The 24,838-nt window shown below is 62.1% G+C and carries 27 protein-coding genes; 11 read left to right on the forward strand and 16 right to left on the reverse strand.

Annotation, left to right across the window (positions count from 1 at the left end):
• Positions 1-1,202, reverse strand: a 1,202-nt coding sequence (locus VK804_RS01730; protein WP_325367160.1) for a PQQ-dependent dehydrogenase, methanol/ethanol family, incomplete at its 3' end; no start/stop codon positions are given.
• A gap of 439 nt (positions 1,203-1,641) precedes the next feature.
• Between VK804_RS01730 and VK804_RS01735 the strand changes: the two genes are divergently transcribed.
• Positions 1,642-2,676, forward strand: coding sequence for a quinoprotein relay system zinc metallohydrolase 2 (locus VK804_RS01735; RefSeq protein ID WP_325367162.1), 1,035 nt, complete (start codon positions 1,642-1,644; stop codon positions 2,674-2,676).
• An 87-nt stretch (positions 2,677-2,763) separates the two neighbouring features.
• Positions 2,764-3,597, forward strand: coding sequence for a quinoprotein dehydrogenase-associated SoxYZ-like carrier (locus VK804_RS01740; RefSeq protein WP_325367164.1), 834 nt, complete (start codon positions 2,764-2,766; stop codon positions 3,595-3,597).
• 235 nt (positions 3,598-3,832) lie between these two features.
• Here the strand turns inward: VK804_RS01740 and VK804_RS01745 are convergent, their stop codons facing one another.
• Together VK804_RS01745 and VK804_RS01750 are read right to left on the reverse strand one after the other, a co-directional pair.
• A complete protein-coding gene (locus VK804_RS01745) occupies positions 3,833-4,171 on the reverse strand; it encodes a hypothetical protein (protein ID WP_325367267.1) in 339 nt (112 codons plus the stop codon).
• Between the two features lie 102 nt (positions 4,172-4,273).
• Positions 4,274-4,660 (reverse strand): cytochrome c family protein, encoded by a 387-nt coding sequence (locus VK804_RS01750; RefSeq protein ID WP_325367268.1) that lies wholly within the window; start codon positions 4,658-4,660, stop codon positions 4,274-4,276.
• Positions 4,661-4,928: 268 nt separating this feature from the next.
• On the opposite strand from VK804_RS01750, the gene VK804_RS01755 reads away from it, so the two are divergent.
• Both VK804_RS01755 and VK804_RS01760 read left to right on the forward strand, forming a co-directional pair.
• Positions 4,929-5,732: an ATP-binding cassette domain-containing protein gene (locus VK804_RS01755; RefSeq protein WP_325367270.1), complete on the forward strand. Its 804-nt coding sequence runs from the start codon at positions 4,929-4,931 to the stop codon at positions 5,730-5,732.
• Complete coding sequence (locus VK804_RS01760) at positions 5,729-6,574, forward strand: ABC transporter permease (RefSeq protein ID WP_325367166.1); 846 nt, start codon at positions 5,729-5,731, stop codon at positions 6,572-6,574. The genes VK804_RS01755 and VK804_RS01760 overlap by 4 nt, the downstream gene beginning before the upstream one ends.
• 14 nt (positions 6,575-6,588) lie before the next feature.
• On the opposite strand, the gene VK804_RS01765 is transcribed toward VK804_RS01760, so the two are convergent.
• Together VK804_RS01765 and VK804_RS01770 are read right to left on the reverse strand one after the other, a co-directional pair.
• Positions 6,589-9,015, reverse strand: coding sequence for a TonB-dependent receptor (locus VK804_RS01765; RefSeq protein WP_325367168.1), 2,427 nt, complete (start codon positions 9,013-9,015; stop codon positions 6,589-6,591).
• Positions 9,016-9,100: 85 nt separating this feature from the next.
• Positions 9,101-10,519 carry a histidine kinase gene (locus tag VK804_RS01770; RefSeq protein WP_325367170.1) on the reverse strand — a complete coding sequence of 473 codons (1,419 nt, stop codon included), beginning with the start codon at positions 10,517-10,519 and terminating at the stop codon, positions 9,101-9,103.
• A 164-nt stretch (positions 10,520-10,683) separates the two neighbouring features.
• Here VK804_RS01770 and VK804_RS01775 point away from each other — a divergent pair, with 164 nt between their 5' ends.
• Positions 10,684-11,304, forward strand: a complete 621-nt coding sequence (locus VK804_RS01775) for a response regulator transcription factor (protein WP_325367272.1) — start codon at positions 10,684-10,686, stop codon at positions 11,302-11,304.
• Between the two features lie 9 nt (positions 11,305-11,313).
• Here the strand turns inward: VK804_RS01775 and VK804_RS01780 are convergent, their stop codons facing one another.
• The 3 genes from VK804_RS01780 to VK804_RS01790 are packed head-to-tail and all read right to left on the reverse strand — an operon-like array spanning position 11,314 to position 13,735.
• The gene (locus tag VK804_RS01780) at positions 11,314-12,072 is read right to left on the reverse strand and encodes an ABC transporter ATP-binding protein (protein ID WP_325367172.1); all 759 of its coding nucleotides are present in this window, start codon (positions 12,070-12,072) and stop codon (positions 11,314-11,316) included.
• Positions 12,032-12,769 (reverse strand): ABC transporter permease, encoded by a 738-nt coding sequence (locus VK804_RS01785; RefSeq protein WP_325367174.1) that lies wholly within the window; start codon positions 12,767-12,769, stop codon positions 12,032-12,034. Before VK804_RS01785 ends, VK804_RS01780 begins: the two co-directional genes overlap by 41 nt.
• Positions 12,770-12,772: 3 nt before the next feature.
• Positions 12,773-13,735, reverse strand: coding sequence for an ABC transporter substrate-binding protein (locus VK804_RS01790; RefSeq protein ID WP_325367176.1), 963 nt, complete (start codon positions 13,733-13,735; stop codon positions 12,773-12,775).
• Positions 13,736-13,946: 211 nt separating this feature from the next.
• On the opposite strand from VK804_RS01790, the gene VK804_RS01795 reads away from it, so the two are divergent.
• Positions 13,947-14,843 (forward strand): hypothetical protein, encoded by an 897-nt coding sequence (locus VK804_RS01795; protein WP_325367178.1) that lies wholly within the window; start codon positions 13,947-13,949, stop codon positions 14,841-14,843.
• Between the two features lie 31 nt (positions 14,844-14,874).
• Here VK804_RS01795 and VK804_RS01800 read toward each other — a convergent pair whose 3' ends face one another.
• The 4 genes from VK804_RS01800 to VK804_RS01815 form a co-directional block, all read right to left on the reverse strand.
• A complete protein-coding gene (locus VK804_RS01800; RefSeq protein WP_325367180.1) occupies positions 14,875-15,216 on the reverse strand; it encodes a hypothetical protein in 342 nt (113 codons plus the stop codon).
• A 58-nt stretch (positions 15,217-15,274) separates the two neighbouring features.
• Complete coding sequence (fghA, locus tag VK804_RS01805; RefSeq protein ID WP_325367182.1) at positions 15,275-16,120, reverse strand: S-formylglutathione hydrolase; 846 nt, start codon at positions 16,118-16,120, stop codon at positions 15,275-15,277.
• 117 nt (positions 16,121-16,237) lie between these two features.
• Entirely contained in the window at positions 16,238-16,807 is a 570-nt protein-coding gene (gene gfa, locus VK804_RS01810) for an S-(hydroxymethyl)glutathione synthase (RefSeq protein WP_325367184.1), read from the reverse strand.
• A 57-nt stretch (positions 16,808-16,864) separates the two neighbouring features.
• Positions 16,865-17,974 carry an S-(hydroxymethyl)glutathione dehydrogenase/class III alcohol dehydrogenase gene (locus tag VK804_RS01815; protein WP_325367186.1) on the reverse strand — a complete coding sequence of 370 codons (1,110 nt, stop codon included), beginning with the start codon at positions 17,972-17,974 and terminating at the stop codon, positions 16,865-16,867.
• 428 nt (positions 17,975-18,402) lie between these two features.
• Here VK804_RS01815 and VK804_RS01820 point away from each other — a divergent pair, with 428 nt between their 5' ends.
• On the forward strand, positions 18,403-18,609 hold the full coding sequence (locus VK804_RS01820) for a hypothetical protein (RefSeq protein WP_414642696.1): 207 nt from the start codon (positions 18,403-18,405) through the stop codon (positions 18,607-18,609).
• A gap of 103 nt (positions 18,610-18,712) precedes the next feature.
• Here VK804_RS01820 and VK804_RS01825 read toward each other — a convergent pair whose 3' ends face one another.
• On the reverse strand, positions 18,713-19,690 hold the full coding sequence (locus VK804_RS01825) for a PQQ-dependent catabolism-associated beta-propeller protein (RefSeq protein WP_325367191.1): 978 nt from the start codon (positions 19,688-19,690) through the stop codon (positions 18,713-18,715).
• 318 nt (positions 19,691-20,008) lie between these two features.
• On the opposite strand from VK804_RS01825, the gene VK804_RS01830 reads away from it, so the two are divergent.
• From VK804_RS01830 to VK804_RS01845, 4 genes are all read left to right on the forward strand, one after another.
• Positions 20,009-21,139, forward strand: a complete 1,131-nt coding sequence (locus tag VK804_RS01830; protein ID WP_325367193.1) for an ABC transporter substrate-binding protein — start codon at positions 20,009-20,011, stop codon at positions 21,137-21,139.
• The gene (locus tag VK804_RS01835) at positions 21,124-21,555 is read left to right on the forward strand and encodes a YkvA family protein (protein ID WP_325367195.1); all 432 of its coding nucleotides are present in this window, start codon (positions 21,124-21,126) and stop codon (positions 21,553-21,555) included. Before VK804_RS01830 ends, VK804_RS01835 begins: the two co-directional genes overlap by 16 nt.
• Before the next feature lie 164 nt (positions 21,556-21,719).
• The gene (gene pqqA / locus VK804_RS01840; RefSeq protein WP_009031067.1) at positions 21,720-21,800 is read left to right on the forward strand and encodes a pyrroloquinoline quinone precursor peptide PqqA; all 81 of its coding nucleotides are present in this window, start codon (positions 21,720-21,722) and stop codon (positions 21,798-21,800) included.
• Between the two features lie 357 nt (positions 21,801-22,157).
• Entirely contained in the window at positions 22,158-22,550 is a 393-nt protein-coding gene (locus tag VK804_RS01845; protein ID WP_325367197.1) for a hypothetical protein, read from the forward strand.
• 46 nt (positions 22,551-22,596) lie between these two features.
• On the opposite strand, the gene VK804_RS01850 is transcribed toward VK804_RS01845, so the two are convergent.
• The 3 genes from VK804_RS01850 to VK804_RS01860 all read right to left on the reverse strand — a co-directional run bounded on the left by VK804_RS01850 (position 22,597) and on the right by VK804_RS01860 (position 24,692).
• Positions 22,597-23,382 (reverse strand): SDR family NAD(P)-dependent oxidoreductase, encoded by a 786-nt coding sequence (locus tag VK804_RS01850; protein ID WP_325367199.1) that lies wholly within the window; start codon positions 23,380-23,382, stop codon positions 22,597-22,599.
• 64 nt (positions 23,383-23,446) lie between these two features.
• A complete protein-coding gene (locus VK804_RS01855; RefSeq protein WP_325367201.1) occupies positions 23,447-24,289 on the reverse strand; it encodes an alpha/beta hydrolase in 843 nt (280 codons plus the stop codon).
• Positions 24,282-24,692, reverse strand: a complete 411-nt coding sequence (locus VK804_RS01860; protein WP_325367203.1) for a hypothetical protein — start codon at positions 24,690-24,692, stop codon at positions 24,282-24,284. The genes VK804_RS01855 and VK804_RS01860 overlap by 8 nt, the downstream gene beginning before the upstream one ends.
• Positions 24,693-24,838 lie beyond the last annotated feature (146 nt).

Below are 24,838 nucleotides of genomic sequence, written 5' to 3' on the forward strand. Positions count from 1 at the left end.
TGGTGCTGGGTCGAATAGGCATCCACCACCAGCGGACGGCCGTAGGTCTTGGACGACTTGTCCATGTCGACCTTGCTGGCCCAGTTCACCACCGGATCGTACTTTTCTGCGACCAGCAATTCGCCGGTGGCGCGATCCAGCGTATAGCCGAAGCCGTTGCGGTCGAAATGCGTCAGCACGTTACGGGTTTGGCCGCCGATATTCTGGTCGGTCAGGATCATCTCGTTGACGCCGTCGAAGTCCCATTCGTCATGCGGGGTCATCTGGTAGATCCATTTGACCTTGCCGGTATCGAGGTCCCGCGCCCAGATCGACATCGACCAGCGATTGTCGCCGGGGCGTTGCACCGGGTTCCAGGTCGAGGGATTGCCGGAGCCGTAATAGACCAGGTTCAACTCGGGATCGTAGGAATACCAGCCCCAGGTGGCGCCGCCGCCGATCTTCCATTGATCGCCTTCCCAGGTCGAGGTCGACGAATTCGGCCCGACCGGCTTGCCGAGCGAGGTGGTCTTGTCGGGGTCGATCAGGGTGTCGGCGTCCGGCCCTTCCGAATAGCCGCGCCAGGCCAGCTTGCCGTCCTTGATGTTGTAGGCGCTGACCCAGCCGCGAACGCCGAATTCGCCGCCTGAAACGCCGACCAGAACCTTGTCCTTGTACACGAACGGCGCGTCGGTGCCGGATTGTCCCTTGCCGGCCTCACCGTCCATCACCGACCAGACCTTGGCGCCGGTCTTGGCGTCGAGCGCGACCAGCGTCGTGTCGGCCTGATGCAGGAAGATCTTGCCGTCGGCGTAGGCGACGCCACGGTTGACGGTGTCGCAGCACATGATCGGGATCACGTTGGGATCCTGCCGCGGTTCATATCGCCAGAGAATCTTGCCGTCGTGATTCAGATCGAGCGCATAGACCGTGTTCGGAAACGGCGCATGCACATACATGATGTCGCCGACCACCAGCGGGCCGCCTTCGTGACCGCGAAGCACGCCGGTCGAAAATGTCCAGGCGACCTGCAGCTTGCTGGCGTTGGCGGCGTTGATCTGATTGAGCTTGGAAAAGCGCGTATTGGCATCATCGCCCTGCTGCATGACCCATTGCTTTGGATCCTTGGCGCGTTGATCCAGGTCGGCGTCGGCGCGCGCAGCGATATTCTGCAACGCCAAAAGGCCGAAGACCGAAGTGGTGACGACTAGAAATTTTCTCATTCGCTTCCTCCCTGGGTTTTTGCCTAGAGGGTAGCTGACGCTCCTTGGATGACACATTCTCCGCGGGACGTCGTTCGCCCTCATCTGGATGAATTGTTCACGGCCTGTGAATCGTTGTCACAACCCGTCGATTTGAAGTGCAACGAACAGTGCCGACTTGTGTTTTCGAAAGAGTAACGGGCTCCCTGTTCACCGTCGCTCACGAAGCCAGAAGTAATTTAGGTGACACTCCCAACACGGGTCGGGAAATCTTCCCGGTATGTGTTAGGCAATCATCCCTACACAGGTTAGGTAACTCGCGAAACAGAAGCAAGTTTTGATTGTCTTGCACTGCAACGTGAGCGAGAACGACGAATCTACTGCCCATCGCTCAAACTGAGACGACGCATCTCAGACCGAGGCGATGATTTTTTCCCAAGCTTCCATCGCTCCGAGGGAAATGAAAGGCAAGAAAGTGGCAATTTGTCGAAGCGCGTTCTCTCGCTTGAACTTTTTGCGCGCCCATTTTGTTCCTCGCACCGAGTGGGCACTTCATTTCGTGGGCGTTATATTTGGGACAACGTTGTTGTCGCTTCTGCCTGTTGGCGATAGCCGCGCGCAAATACGACAGGCATCCTCACCGTTGGCTGTCTCTGAGATTGCGCCTGGAGTCTACGTCCACGTCGGCAGCATCGAGATGATGAACGCTGCCAATCAAGGCGATGCCGCCAATGTCGGATTTATCGTCGGCGACGACGCGGTCGCCGTGATCGATACCGGCGGCAGCGTTCGCGAAGGAACCCGCTTGCTGGCCGCGATCCGCGAGGTGACGCCGAAACCGGTTCGCTACGTCGTCAATACCCACGTTCATCCCGATCACATTTTCGGCAACGCGGCGTTTGTGCGGGACGGCGTCACCTTTGCCGGGCACCGGAACCTGGCACGTGCGATGGCGGCCCGCGGCGAATTTTACCTGAAGGCATTCCGTCCGGTGCTCGGTGATGCGCTGATCGACGAGGTGAAGATTGTGCCTCCGACGCTGCTGGTCGACGATGAAACACGGATCGATCTGGGGAACCGGACGTTGACCCTGAAGGCATGGCCGGCCGGGCATACCGACAATGACTTGACGGTTCTGGACAACGCTACCTCAACCTTGTTTGCCGGCGATCTCTTGTTCGTCGAGCACATTCCGGTACTGGATGGCAGCATTCGCGGCTTTCTCGCCGACCTCGATGTGCTGCAGCGCATGGCCGCCATGCGCGTCGTGCCGGGCCATGGCCCGGTCGTCGCCGATTGGCGCGGTGCGATCGCCGACGAGCGCCGCTACTTCGAGGATCTCATTCGGGACGTTCGCGACTTCATCGTCCAGGGAACGCCCCTGGCCAGGGTGGCCACGGAGGCCGGACGAGGCGAACAGTCGCGGTGGAAATTGTTCGATGAGTACGGTTCGCGCAACGTTATCGCCGCCTATAGCGAACTCGAATGGGAGTGACGGAGGTTTCGCGACTGCGCGGCGCAACTTGCCGCTGTTTGACGATTCGGATAGGCTGCATCAGCTTCATGGAAGCGGAATTCGACCATGTCGATTTTTTCCAGAGTGATCGTCGCGGCGCTGGCGGGAGCGCTTTACGTCGTCGCGCCGTCCGTCGCCATTGCGCAGCAGCCGGCCGGCCAGGACCAGCCGTCGGAAGAAACCTGGAACAGCATCCGCGGCGACATCTTCAAGGATCGCCCGATTCTCGACGGCACCGGCCTCGTGGTGCTCGATGCGCCGCGGCGCGCCGAGGATGCCGCGATCGTACCGATCGGCATGCGGGTCAATCTGGCCGCCGACGACAAGCGTACGCTGCAATCGCTGACGCTTGTGATCGACGAGAACCCCGCGCCCGTCGCGGCAACGTACACGATCGGGCCTCATGCCGGCGTGACATCGATCTCGACGCGCGTTCGGGTCAACAGCTACTCCTATGTGCGCCTGATCGCCGAACTCAGCGACGGCAAGCTCTACGGCGTCAAGACGTTCGTGAAGGCGTCCGGCGGATGCTCCGCACCGGCTTCCTCGAATGCCGACGCCACCCGTTCGGTGCTCGGTCAGATGAAGTTCCGTACCTTCAGATCGGACTCCGACGCGCGGCCCGAGGCCCAGCTGATGCTTCGCCACCCGCAGAATTCGGGACTGCAGATGGACCAGCTCACGCGCCTCTACATACCGCCGTTCTTCATCGACAATCTCAAGATCTGGCAGGGCGACGATCTGGTGCTGACGATGGATGGCGGCATCGCGATATCGGAAGACCCCAACATCCGTTTCAATTACACGCCCAATGGCGCGTCCAAGTTCCGCGTCGAAGCCGTCGATACCAGCAAGAAGGTGTTCCGGGATGAATGGAGCGTCGAGAAATCGATGCTCTAGAAGCGTGATGTCTTTGAGTTGATTCGGAGCAGACGCGAGTGTGGTTATCTCCCCTCCCTCCACGCGCCCTTGCGCGTGGCGGGGAGGGGTCGGGGGTGGGGGCTGTCTCAACTTGTTCCGCTGGCAGCGAGTTTGCCGAGGCACCTCCCACCCCCGACCCCTCCCCGCCGTACGCTTCGCGGACGGGGGGAGGGGAGAATAAGCCGTCGTTTTATCAACCTGAACTCATCTCGATTTAGAAGCAGCGAATTTCGGCTTCCGCCTGCGCGCGGCGGAATTCCTGCAGCGCCAGCTTGGCCCGCTCGGTCGAGCGGAACTCGGAACCCACCGGCCCCGTGACCTGGGACATGGAGATAATGGTCTCCGCGGTCACGTATCGCTCATAGGGAATGATCGATGCAATCACGTCGATCGAGCAGGAACACTTGTCCAGTAGTTCCCGGGTTTCGCCATTGGCCTTCATGCAGGCGAAAACATAATCGGCACGCGCCGATGTCGGATAGTCGTTGAGATCCTCAGCCGACACGTTTGCGGCCGTAGCAAGGATGCTGGCTGCCGATGCCGTGCAGAACATGAGGAAGGTGCGCAAGCAAGCCATCATCCGTGTCCTTTACGTGCGTCGTCGCTGCACCGCCATGCTCTTCTGCCTGTCAAGCGGCATCGAAGGCAATGACGTTCAGGGTTGCTTCTTTCCGTCGGGGCCGAACTGCTTGAGATAGGCAATGACGTTGTCGATGTCCTCATCCTTCGGCAAGCCGGGGAAAATCATCTTGGTGCCGGGAACCTTGGCGCGCGGATTCTTCAGATATTCCTTCAGCGTCGCCTCGTCCCAGACGAGGCCCGAATTCTTGTTGGCGTCGCTGTAATTGTAGCCCGGATAGGTGCCGGCCGGTCGACCGACGACGCCGTTGAGCACCGGCCCGACCGCGTCCTTGGCGCCCTCGCCAATCTGATGACAGGCCTTGCATTTGAGAAATACCTTCTCGCCAAGCGCAGCATCCTGGGCGCTGGCGCCGGTGACGGAGCCTGCGAGCACGACGGCAGCGAGAATGTAGCATTTGATATCTGTCACCGGCCCATGCCCCTGCTTTGCATCCAATCGAATGCGGACGTTCGATGCGCTGCAACAAACATCCGAGGTCCGGCAGCTGCAGCTTGGTGCGAATAGCTTTGTCAGGATCGATAATCTCGGTCAAGCAGGCGAAGCTTGCCGCAGGCGACGCAGTAAGTTAAATCGCCGGCTCATCCCGAAGCTCTTCGTGTCGGAAGAGACCGGCACGGCGCGCATTTCACAGACGAGGTCCGGGAATGTCGGCTGGTCGACCGCGCGAATGGATCCATGGCTTTCGGGACTGGTCATGAAACCACCTGCCACTGCAGAGATCCCCGCCCTCGAAATCGAACGCATCGGCCATCGTTATGGAACGCGGGTCGCGCTGAACGATGTCAGTCTCTCCGTCGGGCAATCGTCCTTCACCGTGCTGTTGGGCTTGAACGGCGCAGGGAAGTCGACGCTGTTTTCGCTGATCACGCGGCTCTACGCGATACGGTCGGGCCGCATCCGCATCTTCGGACACGACGTGGCAGCGGAGCCGGGCGCGGCCTTGAGCATGCTTGGCGTCGTGTTTCAGTCCCGCGCGCTCGATCTCGATATCTCGGTGCGGCAGAACCTGATGTACCACGCGGCGCTGCATGGCATCTCCGGCAGGCAGGCCGATCCGCTGATCGCGCAGGTGCTGGACCGCGTGGCGATGACCGATCGCAGCCGCGATCGCGTTGGGAATCTCTCGATCGGCCAGATGCGCCGGATCGAGATTGCCCGCGCGCTGCTGCACCGGCCCCGTTTGCTGCTGCTGGACGAACCAACGGTCGGCCTCGACATCAAGGCGCGTGCCGACATCCTCGACCATGTACGCCGGCTGTCGACGGTGGAGGGCATCGGTGTACTGTGGGCGACGCATCTGATCGATGAAGCCGGAGCTGATGATGACGTCGTGGTCCTGCACAAGGGCCGTGTGCTTGCGCAGGGCGCGCTGGGCGAGGTTGTCGGCAAGTCCGGCGGTGCCGATCTGCGTGACGCCTTCGGCCGGCTGACCGGGGCTGCGGATCAGCGCGAACTGGAAGCAACGGCATGACGGCCGCCGCCAGTACGATCAAGAAGCACAGCTTCTCGCCGGCGCAGTATTTCATCTGCCTCAAGGGCATCGTCTGGCGGGAAGGCTTACGCTTCATCCATCAGCGCGAACGCTTCATCTCCGCGCTGGTGCGCCCGCTGGTATGGCTGTTCATTTTTGCCGCCGGCTTTCGCCAGGTCCTCGGGCTGTCGATCATTCCGCCCTACGAGACCTACGTGCTCTACGAGGTCTATATCGCGCCGGGATTGATCGCGATGATCCAGCTCTTCAACGGCATGCAATCGTCGCTGACCATGGTCTATGACCGCGAAACCGGAGGCATGCGTACGCTCCTGGTCAGCCCGTTCCCGCGCTGGTGGCTCTTGACCTCAAAACTTTTGGCCGGCACGCTGGTGTCGGTGCTGCAGGCCTATGCCTTCCTGCTGATCGCCTGGTTCTGGGAAATCGAGCCGCCGCCGCTCGGCTATCTGACGCTGTTGCCGGCGCTCCTGCTCAGCGGATTCATGCTGGGCGCGCTCGGCATGCTGATTTCCTCGCTGATCAAGCAGCTGGAGAATTTCGCCGGCGTCATGAATTTTGTGATTTTCCCGATGTTCTTTGCGTCGTCGGCGCTTTATCCATTGTGGCGCGTCAAGGAGTCCAGCCCGCTGTTGTACTATGTGTGCGAGCTCAATCCGTTCACCCATGCCACCGAGCTGATTCGCTTTGCGCTCTATGAACAGGTAAACTGGATTTCGCTGGCGGTCGTCGTCGGCTGCACGGCGCTGTTCCTGTTCGGCGCGATTGTGGCCTACGACCCGGCGCGCGGCTTCCTGGCGCGCCGCAATGCGCCGGCGGGCTGAGGGCCTCTCTGCTTTCAGAAGGTGGCCTTCAGGCCGGTGTAGAAGGCGCGCGGCCGCGCCGGGCTGAGCGAACGCGCGTCGGTGAACGCCGCGCCGCCATTGGCGAAATTCGGCAGGGATGACGTGTCGAAGAACGTGCCATATGTCGCATACCGATTGTCGAACAAATTATCGACCCGCGCATAGAGCTGGAAGGTCTTGTTGATCTGATAGGAGGCGTGGAGATTGAACACCGCATAGCCCGGCAGTCGGGGCGCCTGGTTGGACTCGTCGCCGACGAAATATTGGCTGCTGACGAGCAGCGCGTCGCCCCCCACCTTGAACGCGTCGGTGACCGAATAGTCGAAGCCGGCCTTGATCCGGTTGCGCGGGATCGCTGGAATGCGGTTACCGGGAAGGATCTGGACGTTGCCATTGGCGTCGGCAAAGGGGCTGTTGGAGCCGACCTGCAGGGCATCGAGGAATCGCGCATCGACCAGCGCATAGCTGGCGTAGAGCTGCAGCGTCGCCGATTTGAGATTGGCCTCGGCCTCGATGCCTTGGCGGCGGGTCGAACCGACGTTCTGGAAATAGCCAAAACCCTGAACGACCGGACTCGGAATGGCGAGGATGTCGTCGGTATTGTCGGCGCGGTAGACGCCGAGCTTCCAGCCGAGCGTGCCGATGTTCATCTCTCTGGTGCCGCGCAAGCCGGCTTCCACCGTATGCGACACGACCTGCTTGAGCGGTGGATCGGAGACCAGGAAGGCCGCGATGACGCAGGGCTGCGCCGGATTGGCGCATCCGAGTTCGAGCGGGGTCGGCGCGCGGTTGGCTTCCGAATAGCCGGCATAGGCTGTCAACTCGGAAGTGATCTTGTAAGTGCCGCCGATGATCGGGTTGAAGCGCGTGTAGGTATCGTTGCCGTTCAGCGACGTGCCGATCTGGTCCTGCAAGCCGATATTGGCGACGTTGAAGCGTCCGCCGGCCGTGAGCGAGAACGCTTTGGTGACGTCGAAGGTGTCGAGCGCATAGAGTCCGGTATATTGGTTGGTGGTGCGAAGGTCGACCGGGCCGATCGAAACCGGACTGCCGGAGGCACCGAGGAAAATGCCGGAACCGGTGACGACGTAGTCGGAGCCGATCGTTCCCAGCTCCGCGCTGGCCGTGAAATGGGTGACGCTGTAGTCGAGGCTGGTGCCGACCACGAAATGGTTGTCATGCCCGAATACCTTGTCGGTGTTGGTCGCCTGCAGGGTGAAACCCGTCGTGGTCGAGTGCGTCATCGTCCGATCGTTTTCCCCGAGGATGGCATCGGGGCCGAACGGATTGGAAAGCTGGTTGCCGTTCAGGCCGTTAGCCGGTGTACTGCCGTCGCCGTAACACAACAGCGTCGGATCGGCCGTGCAGGGCTGCGTTCCCGTCGGATTGCCGTCCTGGGTCTTCTGGTCGAAAATCCGCACATGGGCCGAACCATCGATGGTCCATGTCGGCGTGACCTCGACTTTTCCGGTCAGATTGACATAGCCGACGCGGTTGTCGGAGGTTTGTGGCGTGGTGTAGGTGGCGCCCCAATATTGCTGGAGCATTTCGATCGGCACGGTTGCGGTGGCGCCGAAATGATTGTCGGCCGCGCCCATGTTGACATGAAATTCGCTGCTGTCGCTCTTGACCCCGACATCCCCGTAGAAGCGACGAACGTCGGAAGCCGAAAAATTGCGAAACCCGTCATCGCGCAATCCTTCGAGCGCGCCGTAGACGGCCCAATTGTCGATCTGCTTGCCCCATTGCGCCGAACTCTGGACTCGCCCGAACGAGCCGCCCATGGTGTCGATCTCGGCGCCGTGATAGCTGAAGCCGTCCTTCATCTGCAGATCGACGGCGCCGCCCAGCGCATTCAGGCCAAAGGCGGGATTGTTGGTCACCACCGAAAGCGATTTGATCGCAGCCGTCGGAATCAGGTCCCAGTTGACGGTGTCGCCGAAGGCCTCATTGATACGCACGCCGTTCTGGTAGACCGCCAGCCCCTGCGGCGTGCCGGACACGGGTGAGGCGACGAAGCCGCGAAATTGCACGTTCGGCTGAAACGGGTTGCCTGAAACCTCATTGACGACCACGCCGGGCACGTATTGCTGCAGGGCATCGGTGATGTTCAGCGATCCCGTTTGCTTGATCTGGCTGGCGTCGACGATATTGACGCTCGCCGGCACCTTGTCAGGATTGATACCCGAACCCGAACTCGAACCGGCAACCGGCGTCGTGGGATAGACCACGGGCCGCGCAGGACGAACGACGCGTTTGGCGTTTTCGTTGTGGCCGCGCTTCGCCGCCGACTGGGGCGCGGTCACCTCAACAGTTGGCAGGGTCTCGGTTGCGCCTTGGGTGCCTTGCGCGCGAACGCATTCATTGCCGGACAGCAGGCATATCGACACCGAGACGATCGACAGGAATCGAATCCCCATCCCACACGTTCCATCTCGTTTCCGGCGGCTCTGCCGTCGGCCCAGGCAATGCTAGTGTTTCAACTTGTGATGGATATCAGGAAGTTTAGGTCGTTTTGTCGGGAAAAATTCCCGCCCGTGGCGGTGCGCTCCAACCTGGGTGGGAGGGAACCATCGCTTCCACGGTAACCCCGTGATTGGTCGATGCCACGGTCAGGGTGCCGCCCAGCGCCAGCACCCGCTCGCGCATGCCGAGCATGCCCAATCCCTGCTTGTGGACGGCCGGCAGGCCGGCGCCATTGTCGCGCACGCTCACCATGATCGCCCCGGAATCGCCGGTCCCGGCGCAGGGCGGTGGGGCCGGTTCTACCGTGATATCGACGCGGGTCGCGCGCGCGTGCCGGAAGACGTTGGTCAGCGCCTCCTGCACGACACGGTAGATCGTCAGTTCCGCCGTCTCGCCGCGCGCGCCGAGCGACGGCGAAATCGAGGTCCCGATCGCGACGTCGGGATGGGTGTCGCGCCAAAGGCGTATCAAGGCGGCAAGTGCGTCCGCGAGACCAAGTTCGGCAAGCCCCACCGGCCGCAGCCGCTCCAGCACGCGCCGGTTGGATTGCTGCAGCGCGTTGACCTGTTCGGTCATCGCACCGATATGTTTGCGAAGCGCGTCGAGATCGGGGGCAGGGCTGTCGGCCAATTGCGTCAGCGCCGAAGCGTGCGCGCGCAGGGCAAACAGATAGGGGCCGAACTCGTCATGCAGGTCGCGCGCGACCTCCTTGCGCTCGGCGTCCTGCAACGAGACCACGCGCTCGGCAAGCCGCCTCTTGTCCTCGACGGTTTCCCCAAGGACGGACGCCAGATGGTTGAGTTTGCTGCAGATCGCGGCCAATTCCGGGGAACCTGTCGGCCTCACGCGCGCGTCATAGCGGCCGGCCTCGATGGCGCTCATCGTCTCCGTCAGCGACTGGATCGGTGCCAGCGCGCGGTTGACGACGGTCATCGTGATCAGGAAAAGCGCCGCGGCAATCGCCGATCCGACCTCGATCTGCGTGACGATGCCGTCCCAGATCTCGGCGATTTCGTCGGTCGGGTGCGAGGTGATGACGAGCGACCCCAGCGATCGCCCGTTGCCAGCAATCGGCACGGTCACGGTCGTCTGATCCGGGTGAATGAGGGTCACGAACCACTCGGGAACCTGACGGGGTTCGCCATCATCGCGGGGTGGCGCCGCCGCCGGCGCGCCGCCCGCGGCCTGGTCATGCTCGCGGGTGATGCTGACATGGCGCAATTGCTTGAGGCCTTCGACGATATGGTCCAGCCTTGCCTCCGGATCGGATGCATCATTGATATCCGACACCAGAGTTTCGACGAAGCCGCGCGCCAGCCTGACCACGCTCTGATCTTCGGCGGCAACCCGTGGACCAGCCTCCAGCAGCAGCCGCGCGATGTTGATGAAAAGACCGAGCACCATGACGAGCGCCAGAAGCGCATTCAATCGCGCTCGCAAGGAGAGCTTCTGCCACATTGCCATGCTCCGCACCGGGCCGCTCTGTTCTCACGTGAACTGCTAAACGTTGACAGTCAAAAACGGCCTCTATCTAATTGAACCGTAGCGCACTTCTTCCGGAACGGCATAGTGTAAAGCCAAAACGAGATGGGCGGCGCGGATGAGGCCCTCGATCGATGTCGATGCGTATCCTGATCGTCGATGACCATCCCATCGTTGCCTCGGGTTGCCGCGCGCTGTTGGCCGGTAAACCGGACATCACCGTTCTGGAGGCAGCCGACGCCGAAAGCGGCGAGGCGGCTTTCGTCGCCGAGCGCCCCGACATCTGTATCCTCGACATCAATCTGCCCGGCGTTTCCGGCTTCGAGCTGGCGCGCCGAATCCTGGGGCGCGATGGGTCGGCACGCATCATCATGTTCAGCATGAATGACGACCCGATCTTCGCGGCGCGCGCCATCGAGGCCGGCGCGAAGGGGTATGTCTCGAAATCGGGCGACCCCGGTGATCTCGTCGAGGCCATCGGCAAGGTGGCCGACGGTGGGGTATTCCTACCATCCGCGATCGCCCAGGGCATCGCATTTGCCGGTCCGGGATTGGCCGAAAATCCCCTGACGAAATTGACGCAGCGCGAGATCGAGATCTTGCGCCTGCTGGGCGCGGGCAAAAGCCTCTCCGAAATCGCATGGCTGGTGCATTCGTCGTACAAGACGATCGCGAACAGCTCTTCCATCATGCGCCAGAAGCTCGGGCTGCGCTCATCCGCCGAACTGGTGCGCTTCGCGATCGAGAACCATCTGGTGTGAGCAGCATAGCTAGCTGCCGGGATCGGTCCCGACCTGCGACAGCAGCAATCGCATTTCATTGCCGATCGACGCAACGACCTCGGGGCTGCGCGCTCCCCGCGGCGGCGGCAGTGCTTTCTCGGCGATGATCCGTGCCGGCCGGTCCGACAGGAAGAACAGCCGATCCGCCAGTTGGATGGCTTCAGCCACATCATGGGTCACGAACAGGGTCGTCACGCTCGTCCTTTTCGTCAGCGCCACGAGTTCGTCGCGCAGCCGGTCCGCCGTGGCTTCATCGAGCGACACGAACGGCTCGTCCAGCAGCAGGAAGTCAGGCTGCACGGCAAAGGCCCGCGCAATAGCCGCGCGGCGCGCAAGTCCCAGCGACAATTCGCCGGGATAGCGGGTCAGGTGCGCGCCGAGGCCGAGTATCTCGACCAGTTCGGTCAGGTCTGTTGCCGCGCCGCGGGCAGGCAGGACAAGCCGGATATTCTGTTCGACCGTGCGCCAGGGCAACAGGCGAGGCTCCTGAAAAACCATCCCCAACCGTCCGGAGCCGGGCCTGCGCAGCTCGCCGCGAAAATCGGCATCGATGCCGGCCGCGATCTTGAGGATCGTCGTCTTGCCGCAGCCGGAAGGGCCGATCAGGGCGCCGAACGATCCCGCGTCCAGCCGAAACTTCAGGCCTCTGATAACCTCGACCGGGGTGCCGTCCGCGGACAGGAAGACCTTCGCATCGATGCGAAGTTCAAGCGGGGCGGCGTCGCCAGCGGATTGCGCGTCGTTCAAGCGGCTGTACCAGAAGGCTTTCGATCACGAGCATGAGGGCGATGAAAGAGATCGAATAGCCCAGTATCCTGGTCATGTCGAACAGCGAGAAGGCCGAGCCCAGCACGAAGCCTACGCCGTTGGGGCGTCCGATCAACTCGACCACGAGCACGATTTTCCAGACAATCGAGAGGCCGGAACGCGAACTGGCAGCCAGATATGGCGCCAGTTGCGGGATGACGACGTGACGGATCCGCGAAAGCCGGCTGAATTGAAAGGCGCCGGCCATTTCGTCGAGCTCAGGGTCGAGCGCGCGGGCGCCCTCGCGCACCACCACGATCACGTTGGGAAGCTTGTTGAGGGCGACCGCCAGGATCGCCGCGGTTTCGTTGAGGCCGATCCAGACATAGGCGAAAATGATCGTCACCAGCGCCGGCAGATTGATCAGCACGACGAGCCACGGATCGGCGTAGCGGTCGACGGCCTTCGAGCGCCCCATCGCGTAGCCTGCGAAGATGCCGAGCGCCATCGCGATCGCGAAAGAACCGGTCACGCGCGCGAGCGTGCAGCCCATCTGAAACGGCAACTCGCCCGAGCGGATATCCGTGAGGATGGTCGCGCCGACCGAAAGCGGTCCCGGCAACAGCCGCGACTGCGCCATCGCCGCGGCGACCGCCCAGATCGCGACCAGTGCCGTCAGCGAATAGATCCTCGGCAACGCTCATTCTCCGCGCGTTGTGGGTCGATAATAGAGGCCGGAATCGAGTTGCTGTGACGGCCCAACCAGTTGCGGGCCGCCGATACCGGCGAGCGTCTTGAAAAGCGCGTTCGCATCAAGCTCCTCCGCGGCCAGCGGCCGGCGCGGGATGCCCTCCCGGGTGCGGTCGCGGTACGCCTTGAAGGTCCATTCATCCTCGGCTTTGATCAGCGGGCGTAGCGCCTCCCATTCCGCGTCCGACCGCAGCATGATGTCGTCGGCCTGCCTGGCAGCGGCGAGGAAGCGATCGATCGTGTCCTTGTGATCGGCCGCGAACTCCTCCGAGAAGGCGTATCCGATCAGGGCAACCGGCGCCTTCAGGCCGAGGGTCGACTGCGCGTCGCGCACGTCGAGAAGGCGACGATAGCCCTGCGCTTCGAGCCTGGCGCAAAAATTCCAGAAATTGAGACTGGCGTCGGCTTCGCCCTGCTGCAATTTTTCCGACATCAGCGGCGGGGCGCCGTATTCGAGCGTCGTCTCGCGCTTGAGATCGATACCCTGGCGGATTGCCGCCGCCTGGACGATGAGCCAGCTCTTGTCGAGCGGGCCGCCCGCGACCGCGAGAACCTTGCCCTTGAGATCGCCGAGCGTCCGCAGCGGTGAATCCCGGCGCACCATGATGGAGCCGACAGAACTGGAATAGGGATAGAACAGCAGCCTGGTGCCAAGCGCGCGCGCTCGCACAGCCCAAAGCCAATCGACGACGGCAAGATCGACCGAACCGCCGTTCAGCGCGAGCTTGCCGGCATCGGGGGAAGCGTATTCGTTGATCTTCAAATCAAGGCCGGCAGCTAGATCATGGCGGCGGATCACATCCAGTTGCCAGGCGAACGTGCCAGTCGTCTGCACGCCTATCCGCAAAGCCTCGCCGGCGATCGCGGGAGCGGCCGCCGCAAGTAGAAAGAGCGTCAAGAGAAATCTGGACATTACGATTCGTTCCGGGCGACCGGCCTCTGTTTGCGAGGCTCGACCGATCGCGGGTTCGAGGATTTTCGCGACGCCGTTATTCTTGCGAGAAATAGCGGACGGCGACAAGACACAAATCCGGCGGGCATCGAGGCGCAAAGTCGCGGGGTTTTCCCACTGCGATGCGGCAAAGTGCTACGCAAGCCCACCAAACTGTGGCTAGGATAGCGCCATGGCGGAACAGTGGGCACGCAAACGCCTGGCTGCGTTGTTGAGGGAGGCGGCGAAACCCGGCCTGCTGCTGGCGCTCGCGGTGATCCCGACCGAGGCTCGCACTGAGCCGATCGAGACCGAACATCTGTTCGGCTTCACCATCGGCGCCGACGTGGGCGAGTTGGGCGAGCGGGAACTGGAAGGCTCGGTTACCGGCCGGTTTGCGAAGCGCGACGGATCGTATCTGGCTTCGGAGAGCACGATGTCGGCGGAATTCGTGCCGATCGCGAATCTGCGCACCGAATATACCGGTGCACTGGTTTCCTACGACATATCAGGCGTGAGCGGTCTCACCGATCAACACTATGCGACAATCGGCGGCCTGTCCGCTGACTTCCGCTACCGCTTCCTCGATCGCGCCACCGCGCCGTTCGGTTTCGCGCTCGGCGCCGAGCCGCATTGGGGCCGCGCCGATGAAGTGACCGGCGAAGGCGTGAACCAATATGGCGTCGACTTCGTCGCGGCCGCCGACTGGGAGATCGTCCCCGATCGGATCGTTGCGGCGTTCAACCTGCTCTACCAGCCCGAAACCATGCGTTCGAACCTGACCGGGACCTGGTCGCAGGAGTCCACCGCCGGTGTTGCGATCGGCGTGATGGCTCAGGTTCATTCCGGAGTCTTCGTCGGCGGCGAAGCCCGCTACCTGCGCAAATATGACGGCCTTGGCCTGGATACGCTCGCCGGGCAGGGCTTTTTCATCGGACCGACGATCTACGTGAAACTCTCCGAAAAGGCGTGGATCGCGGCGGCGTGGAGCGCGCAAGTCGCGGGTCAGGCGGCGACGTCGGCCGGTTCGCTCGACCTCGTCAATTTCGAGCGCCACCAGGCGCGGCTTCTGTTCGGCGTGAATTTTTGAGGCGCCCTCGCGAGCCCGGATCCGGAGCGGCTTATTTGGTGCAGCCCTTGAGGTCCTTTTCCTCGATCGTGAAGACCGCGCCTGCAGCAAGCTGAATGTTCGGCACGACGCAGGTCCGTCCGCTCTTGTCGGTAAATTTGACGTCGTATGCGCCGGGGGCGGTGTCGGTGATCTTCAGGCGCTCGTCGTGATCGACGGTGTGGTCGGAATCGTTGTCGGCCTGGTTGCGGCCCCAATCGTTCTTGCCGGCCGGCGAAAGCTGCAGCGACGTGATGGTGTTGGCGGTCAGGTTCCAGAACCTGGTGTCCTTGGCCGACGCGCCGACCGGAACAAGTGCAAAAATGAAGACCATCAAAGCGATCGCCCTGGCCATTTGTCCTGCTCCTCGAATGGTTTCGCCGCCCGGTTAGCCGTGGGCTGAGCGCTCTCCATCATGCCTTCAACCGCGCGGCGTGCCAGCGCAGGTGATCCGCCATGAAGGTCGATATGAAGTAGTAGCTGTGGTCATAGCCCGGCTGGCGGCGAAGCAGGAGCGGGATGCCGGCCTGCGTGCAGGCACGCTCCAGCAACTCCGGGCGCAGTTGCTCGGCGAGGAACGGATCGGCATCGCCGACATCGACGAGAAAATCGGAAAACCGCGCGCCGTCCTCGATCAGTGCAACGGCATCGTGCTTGCGCCAGGCCTCGCGGGCATCGCCGAGGTAACCGGTCAGCGCCTTGATGCCCCATGGGACCTGCGATGGCGCCGCGATCGGCGAGAATGCGCTGGCGGCGCGATAGCGGTCGGGGTGTCGAAGCGCTATTGTCAGCGCGCCATGTCCGCCCATCGAATGGCCCAGGATCGATTGCCGTTTTCGATCGGTTGGGAAATGTTCGGCGACCAGCTCCGGCAGTTCTTCCGTCACATAGCTCCACATTCGATAGTGACGCGCAAACGGCGGCTGGGTGGCGTCGACATAGAAGCCGGCGCCGAGCCCGAAATCATAGGCGCCGGCAGGATCGCCGGGAACGCCTTCGCCGCGCGGGCTGGTGTCGGGTGCGACGAAGATCAAACCCAGCTCAGAGCAGGCCTTTCGGAATTCGCCCTTTTCGGTGACGTTGGCATGGGTGCAGGTCAGGCCCGACAGGTACCAAACCACCGGGAGCCTGGTGCCTTCCTGATGCGGAGGCACATAGACCGAAAAGGTCATGCCGGTCCCGGTCTGGCTGCTGGCGTGCCTGTACACGCCCTGGACGCCGTCGAACGAGCGGTTCGACGAAACGGTTTCGATCGTCATAAAGCTGCGGCTCCGGCGCCGACCTTCGGCGCGAAGATTGTCACGATTTGCAGTGTTGCCGGTCGGCTGGCTCACACCAGCCGCGCCGGGCCATTCGACCGGATCAGGCGGCCTTGATCAGGCAGCCTTGGGCTTCGATTTCGCCACGTGGGTCGCAATCGCATCCATCAGCGCCGGCGACAGGCAGTCGTAGGGCTCGAGCCCGAGCTCCTTCAGGCGCGACCTGATCGGGTCCATCTGGGATGGGTGGACGCCGGATTCGATCACCGAGGACACGAACGCCGCAAAGCCCGGAGCCGCCGAACCGCCTTCGGTGAACAGTTCGGGATGGATGAAGTCCAGCCCATAGAACGGATGCGCCTTGTTCTCGATGCGGCCGTACATATGGGTGCCGCAGGCCTTGCAGGCGTGCCGCTGGATCGTCGCCGAGGCGTCCACGACCTGAAGCTTGTCGCCGTTTTCCAGGACGGTGACACTGTCGCGCGGTACCACGGCGACCACCGAGAAGGTTGCGCCGTCAGGCTTCCAGCACTTGGTGCAGCCGCAGGCGTGATTGTGCGCGACGTCGCCCTTGATGCCGACCTTGACCGGCTTGTCCTTGCATTTGCAGACCAGGGTGCCGCCGGCAAAGCTGCCCGACCCTTTCTTGACTCCATTGTCAACCGACGGATGGATGTGAACGCTCATAGCCAATCCTCCCTTGTGTTTGACGTTGATGATCGAGATCCGCGGAGCGAACTCCAGTTAGAACACGACGACCGAGCGGATCGACTTGCCTTCGTGCATCAGATCGAATCCCTTGTTGATCTCCTCGAGCTTGAGCACGTGGGTGATCATCGGATCGATTTGAATCTTGCCGTTCATGTACCAGTCGACGATTTTCGGCACGTCGGTACGACCGCGGGCACCGCCGAACGCTGTGCCCTTCCAGACCCGCCCGGTCACGAGCTGGAATGGCCGCGTCGCGATTTCCTTGCCGGCTTCCGCAACTCCGATCACCACCGATACGCCCCAGCCGCGGTGACAGGCTTCCAGCGCCTGGCGCATGACGGTGGTATTGCCGGTGCAGTCGAAGGTGAAATCAGCGCCGCCGTCGGTCAGTGCGACCAGGTGCTGGACGATATCGCCCTCGACTTTTTTCGGATTGACGAAATGGGTCATGCCGAAGCGGCGGCCCCATTCCTCCTTGGAATCGTTGACGTCGACCCCGATGATCTTGTCGGCCGCCACCATCTTCGCGCCCTGGATGACGTTCAGCCCGATGCCGCCGAGCCCGAACACGACGACGTTGGCGCCCGGCGTGACCTTGGCGGTATTGACCACCGCGCCGACCCCGGTCGTCACCCCGCAGCCGATATAGCAACTCTTGTCGAAGGGTGCGTCCTCGCGAATCTTCGCCACCGCGATTTCAGGCAGCACGGTGAAATTCGAAAACGTCGAGCAACCCATGTAGTGGAAGATGGTCTGGCCCTTGAGGCTGAAGCGCGAGGTGCCGTCGGGCATCAACCCCTTGCCCTGCGTCGCGCGGATGGCGGTGCAGAGGTTGGTCTTTTGGCTCAGGCAGCTTTTGCACTGGCGGCATTCGGGCGTGTAAAGCGGGATCGCGTGATCGCCGGGCTTCACCGACGTGACGCCCGCGCCCACTTCGCGCACGATGCCGGCGCCTTCATGGCCCAGGATCGAGGGGAAAATTCCCTCGCTGTCGAAGCCGTCAAGCGTGTAGGCGTCGGTGTGGCAAATTCCCGTCGCCTTGATTTCGAGCAGGACTTCGCCGGCTTTCGGACCTTCGAGATCGAGTTCCACGATCTCAAGCGGCTTCTTCGCCTGGAACGCGACCGCGGCGCGTGTCTTCATGGTCGTTTACCCCTCGAATTTTTTTATGCTTCAGCTTGGACTTGCTTGAGCTTGGATTGTTTTCGATCGGCTTTTCAGGCTCACCCGGGAAATTTGTTGGTCGGCAATGTGGCGCATTGACGGCGTCAGCCGCCGAGCGCGAAAACCCCGGGCAGGTGTGCCGGCAAAACATTGCACGCTCCCGTTCAATGTCAAGGCTGGCGGCTCGATCGCCGGGAAAGTTGCGATGCGGAAAAAATACGCCCGCCGGTGCCGATGACCTGCGCGGCGAGGCCCACCGCGCCGGTTCGCGGTTGGGCAAGGCAGGTGTGGGCAACGTATCATTCGATACAGGATGCCCTGCGGCGGGGTGATATCTTCCCCGACGTTTGAAACACAACCGTGAGCCGGGCGTAATATAGCTAAGGCCATATCGAATGGAGGCCGGATTGATCGAGATCATCCTGACCGTTTGTGCCATCGCCAATCCCAATAATTGCGAGGAGAAATATCTCCAGTTCGCCTGGAATGGTTCGATCAATCAATGCATGATGGGCGCGCCGCCCTATATCGCGCAGTGGATCGGCCAGCATCCCGAATGGACGGCAAGGAAGTGGAGCTGCGGCTATCCTGACAGCCGCAGGCGGCAGATCTGACGCGTCGTCGTGGGCGTGCGCCCAAGGAAAGGATCGTTGCAGTGGCCCTTAGTGTCGCGCCGGGGCGCAGTTGCAGCTGCAGCCGAGGTGGCGTGGTCGGTATTCAGTTCGGGCCAAAGGCCACGCCCCAGGGCAATTCCCCAACCTGGATGGATTTGATCACCTGCAGTCGCGCCACGTCGATGATCGAGACATCGTTCGAGACGCCATTGGCGACCACCAGATATTTCTCATCCGGCGTAAAGGCACCGTGCCAAACCCGTTGGCCGACCAAAAGATATTTCACAACGGCGTGAGTGACGCCGTCGACGACCGCCACCCGGTTGGCCGGTCCGAGGTCGACGAAACCGAGCTTGCCGTCCCTGGTGAGATTGATGCCGACCGGCTGGATCGCCTCGGACCTGAGACCGGGAATTTCGAACTTCACGGTCTGCTTGAGTTGCCGTGTTGCCGGATCGATGATGGCGAGGTCGCCGCCGATCTCCGAACTCACCCAGAGTTCCGATCCATCGGTCTTGTACGCCGAAAACCGCGGGCGAGAACCAACCAGCAGGTTGCCCACGATCTGGCGGCTCGCGGTGTCGATGAAGTGAACCATGCTCGTCGTCTCGGACGTGCAGATCAGGGTCCTGGAGTCCGGGCTGACCACCATGCCCTCGGGCTCGATGCCGACCGATACCTCGCCGACCGCGGCGCGCTTCTCCAGGTCGATCACGGTCACCATCGCGTCATTTTCATTGGCGACGTAGAGAAGCTTGCCCGCCGGGTCGAGCGTGAATTGCTCGGGATCCGGGCCGGACGGCAGTTCGCCGACGTCGTTCAGGGTCTTGGTGTCGAACACCTGAATCTTGTCGTCATCGCCCAGCGCGACATAGATCAACTTTCCGTCACGGGAGACTTCGATGCCGCGCGGCCGTTGCCCGGTCTTGATGGTCGCGACCGTCTCCATCTTGTCGGTGTCGACAACCGAGATCGAATTGCCCTTCTCGTTGGAGACATAGGCGCGGTAGGCGAGGGCGGTGTCGGCTGAGAGCAAGAGCAGGGAAACACCAAGTATCGCGGAACGGCGCAAAACGACCATCGGCATTCTCCAACGTCTCTGTCCCGGCGGTCACGCGAAGGCTATCGGCGGATCAGGGCATCTCGTTGCGCTATACCGCAAATGGAGTACCCTGACCGCGCGAGCAAGCCTAACGGAAAACCAGAGCAGAGTGAAATGCCGGCATCGCACAGCATCGCCCCGCGGATCAAGCAAGGCGACCTGCAATCAATGTTGCGGCGCGATCGAACGACGGAATCGGAACTGCCGCGACGGCGCGCGACTGCAAGATTTCGTTGGAGGCGACGTCTGCGCCGGTTCTGGATTGCCGTCTGCGCCATCCTGGCGTCGGGCGGTGCGATGTCCGATCCGCTGCAGGACATCAAGATCGGCTACCTTCATGAGACGCCGTCGAAGATCAGGATATCGCTGATCGACGTGCCGGCCGCCAATGATGGCCTGGCCGGTGCCCAACTGGGGGCTGAGGACGACAACGGCACCGGGCGCTTTCTCAATCAGCACTACACGCTGATCGAGAAGCAGCTCGGCGAGGGCGACGATCCGGTCGCGGCCATGAATGTGCTGGCGGACCAGGGCGTATCGTTCATCATCACGAGCCTCGATGCCGACCGGCTGCTCAGGGTTGCCGACGCGGGCCAGCCGCGCGGCGAGATCCTGATCAACGCGTCGGCAATCGACGAACGCCTGCGCGAAGAGGACTGCCGCGCCAATGTCATTCATGTCGCGCCGACACGCGCCATGCTGGCCGACGGCCTCGCGCAATATCTGGTCTGGAAGAAGTGGACCAAATGGCTGCTGATCGCTGGCTCGCACCAAAAGGATGCGCTGTTCGCCGATGCGCTCCGCCACGCCGCAACCCGCTTCGGCGCCAGGATCGTCGAGCAACGCGAGTTCAAGGATAATGGCGGCGCGCGGCGCACCGACAGTGGGGTCGCCGAGATCCAGCGGCAGATGCCGGTGGTGACCCAGGGCGCCGCCGCCTATGACGTGCTGGTCGCGGCCGACGAAAGCGAGGTCTTTGCCGGCTATCTGCCGTACCGGACGTGGGATCCCCGTCCGGTCGCGGGCTCCGCGGGACTGGTGCCGACCACATGGGACGCGGCGTTCGATCAATGGGGCGCCGTGCAATTGCAGAACCGCTTTACCAAGGCGTTTCAGCGCGCCATGACGGCGCAGGACATGCAGGCCTGGACCGCCGTTCGGATGATCGGCGAGGCGGCGGTCCGCAGCGGCTCCGCCGATCCCGGCAAGATGCTCGCCTACATCAAGAGCCCGGAGTTTTCGGTGGCCGCCTTCAAGGGCCAGAAGCTGACGCTGCGCGACTGGAACCTGCAACTGCGCCAGCCGATCCTGTTGTTCGATGGCAGGAACACCGTGTCGGTGTCGCCGCAGGAAGGTTTCCTGCATCAGGTCTCCGAACTCGATACGCTCGGCCTCGATCGCCCCGAAACCAAATGCAAATTCAAGTGAGAAGCGGCCATTGCTTCACCGTTCGCACCGCGCTGTTCGACCTGAAAACCTGGGCGCGCGCGCTGCAGCGCGACACTCATGCCATTTATCTCGCCGCTCGCGACCCGCGCATGCCCTGGTACGCCAAGGCGTTGGCGCTGGCGGTTACGGGATACGCGCTGTCGCCCATCGACCTGATCCCGGATTTCATCCCGGTCATCGGCTATCTCGACGACGTCATCGTGGTGCCGCTCGGCATCTGGCTGGTTTTGTTGCTGATCCCGCGCGAGGTGATGGCACAATACCGCGCCGAGGCGAATGAGGCCGCATCGCTTCCGCGGAACTGGGGCGCTGCGCTCGTCATCCTCGCGATCTGGATCGTGGGAGCGATCATGCTGGTGTGGGCAGCGCTTGCCCACTGGGGACGACTGAACTAGGTGGCGAAACCTTCGGCATTGCGGCGAAAATTCTTATCCATCCATCGCACGTATCGTTGATGTCTGCGGCGATGGCTTGCCCGCTTGCGAACTTTCGAGCGCAGTCTTATTCTGACGCCTGCGTACGGCAAGTTTGCCGTTTCGCGCGAAGAGGAGATTCTGTAATGGCTTGGAAGACTCCGAAGATCGTCGAAGTGCCGGTCGGCATGGAGATCAACATGTACGCCTGCGCGGCCCGCAAATAAGCGGTCGCGACAGCGCATCTCGACGGAGGTGACCGCCCGTTGCGGCGGTCACCTCCGAAATATTTTCAAGGCCTCGGATTTTTCGGCTGTCGCGACGGGTGGCGGCGTTCCGCAGACGGAACTGGAATATCGGCCCCGCCCCGCGGCCTATCTCGGTCATCCCCAATCTCCCGTTTTATCGTTCGATCGTCGGCCGGATCCCCGGCAACGAAACGGTCCCGCGCATTGGCGCAGCGTTAACTGATTCGCGCGGCCTGAGGTGTCTACCGGGCTGCTGGATTCCCGGTCGTCCTCGCTGTGAATTTCGGCACGAAGTTTGCTTTCATCGATCCTGCCGGAAAACACAGGAGCAGATGGATGAAGCGCCTCATCCTTGGTCTCGGTATTTTCGGCTGGCTGGTGGTGACGGGGAACGCCCGCGATGTGGGGCAATGGGATGCGATCAATCCGGAGATTCGAGGATGGTACCAGGCCCTGATGCAGCCGGACGTTCCAAATGCCTCGTGTTGCGGCGAAGCCGACGCCTATTGGGCCGATGAAATCCATGTCAGGGACGGCAAGACCTTTGCGACCATCACCGATGACCGGCCCGACGAGCCGCGTGGCCGCCCGCATGTCGAGATCGGAACCGAAATCGAAATCCCCGACAACAAGCTGAAATGGGACAAATCGAATCCGACCGGTCACGGCATCGTCTTCCTGAGCCGCAACCGTTACGTCTTCTGTTACGTGCAGCCCGGCGGCGTCTGATCGATCATCGTCGAGCGCGTAAGGAGACATTGCGGGAAAACGCCCGTCAACTCACCGTCCATCCGCAGTCCAGCGGAATGGCGGCGCCACTGATGTCGCGCGAATTCGGTCCGCACAGGAAGCCCATCAGGGCGGCAACCGACTGCATGGACACAAAGCGCCCGCCGGGCTGGCGCTCGGCCAGATAGTTTTGCGTTGCCGCCTCGACGGAAATGCCTTGGTCTTCGGCAATGCCGCGGAGTCTTGCTTCGATGGGCGGCGTCGGCAAGGTCGCCGGCGCAACGGCGTTGCAGGTGATGTCTTGCCCGGCGGTCTCCAGTGCGACGGTGCGCGTGAGACCAAGCAGCGCCGTCTTTGTGGTTACATAGTCGATGCGGTTGGCGATCGCGATGAAACTGTAGGGCGAGGCAACGTTGATGATCCGCCCCCAGCCACGCTGCCGCATCGGCGGCAGCGCCAGCCTGATGGTATGGAACGCCGCCGATATATTAACAGCGAGGGCCTCGTCCCACCGTTCGACCGGAAAGCTCTCGACCGGCGAGAAGTGCCGGACCACGGCGTTGTTGACCAGGATGTCGACGGCGCCAAACGCGGCGAAAGCCCGTTGCATCATCGCTGCGATTTCATCGGGCTTTCGCAGATCGGCGCGGTCGTAACGCGCGCTGATTCCATGGACCGCTTCGAGGTCCGCAAGTGCCGCGGTCATCTCCGCTTCAGGTACGACGCCGTTGAGAACGACGTTGCATCCTTCCCTTGCGAAATGTTCGGCAACGACGCGCCCCAGCCCTCCGGTCGATCCCGTGATCAGGGCGCATTTGCCTCGCAAACTCATCCCAATGCCCCTACGTCCTGGCGGGCGTCGCCGAAACCTCGCCCATTTCTTTTGAGCACCGGTTTCATTGCGAAGTCACGTGCGTGAGGGCGTCGAGGAGATACGGGCGGAAGCTCGCATGATCCTCGATCATGGGAAAATGGCCCATTCCCTTCATCAGGGTATACTGCGAGCCTGATATCGCGGCAGCAACCGCTTCGGTCATGGCCGGTGTGCACGAGTAGTCGTATTCGCCGGTCAGCAGCGCGACCTTGCAACGCGTTGTATCGATATTGCCGATGTCTTCGCGGGCGTCCCAATCGAGGCTGTAGAAATGCACGTCGCCCTGATACACACCCGGGCCCGACTGGCTGTAGTACCACCAGTTTTCGCGCCGGTTCACCTCCGGACTGAAGGGGGAATTGAGTCCATAGGTGTAGCTGGCGCATAATTCTCCGCCATGAATGGCGGGATGATGAAGCAATTCATTATAGCGGCCGGGCGCATAGGCGGAACTCTCCAGGCCAATGATGCCGCGAAGCTCGTTCTGATAAAGGGCGGCGAGCTTCAGCACGATCGCTCCGCCCATGGAGCATCCCATCACCAACGGCCGTTCCAGCCCGAGCGCCGACCAAACCGCCCGTATCGCATCCAGATAGGCAGCCGTGGTGAGCCGGTATTTCCTGAGCCACCATCCGTCCGGTGGCGCGCTGCGTCCGTGATAGGGCAAATCGAACGCAATCACCCGAAACTGCCCGGTGATCTCCGCATCGTTCATGATGTGGCGGAATTGACGCGTATCGTTGCCCGCGGTGTGCAGGCACAGCAATGGAATTCCGCTTCCCGCTTCCTCGACGAAAATCCGATGCTGATCGGAACCGATATTGACCGGCAGATACCGTCCGACGATTGGTTCGAACTCAGCCATCCGGGGCTCCCGTTTCGCGCATGATGTTCATCATCCGATGCAGCGCCCGCGCGTTCTGCATGGCGACCAGGCTGTCTCCCTCGAGCTCGAATTCCGGCACGCGCATCAACATCGCAAAGAAATCGTGAAACAGCGGCGGTGGATCGGCACTCAGGAATTTTTGCCAAACCGCAACCGGCGCGCGGAATCCGAACAAGGTGCGGACATCGAGTCCCGGCCGTTGGATGATCTCGGCGATCTTTCCCTTCTCGATCCGCAGCGCGTAGCGTTCGTCCCCGAAAGTCAGGGCAAACGCTGTCGTGAACCAGTCCCCGATGACCGACATTTCCTGATCGGCATTGACGCGCTCGCGATAGTGCGCAAGCCAGGAATCGCCGGGATATTTGTTGTCGCCCATCGGCATGTGATTAACTCGAAACCTGCCTTGCAGGCGACCGGCCGCGCCATGCCTGTCAGATTGACAGACAGCAATACGCTCCGTCAATGTAGCGGTCGCCGGGAGAGCGCGCGGCGAGTGCCCGTGTTCGCGACCCATAAGCGTTTTCCTCA

Origin of the sequence: Bradyrhizobium sp. (assembly GCF_035484855.1) — a bacterium.
Classification (GTDB): domain Bacteria; phylum Pseudomonadota; class Alphaproteobacteria; order Rhizobiales; family Xanthobacteraceae; genus Bradyrhizobium.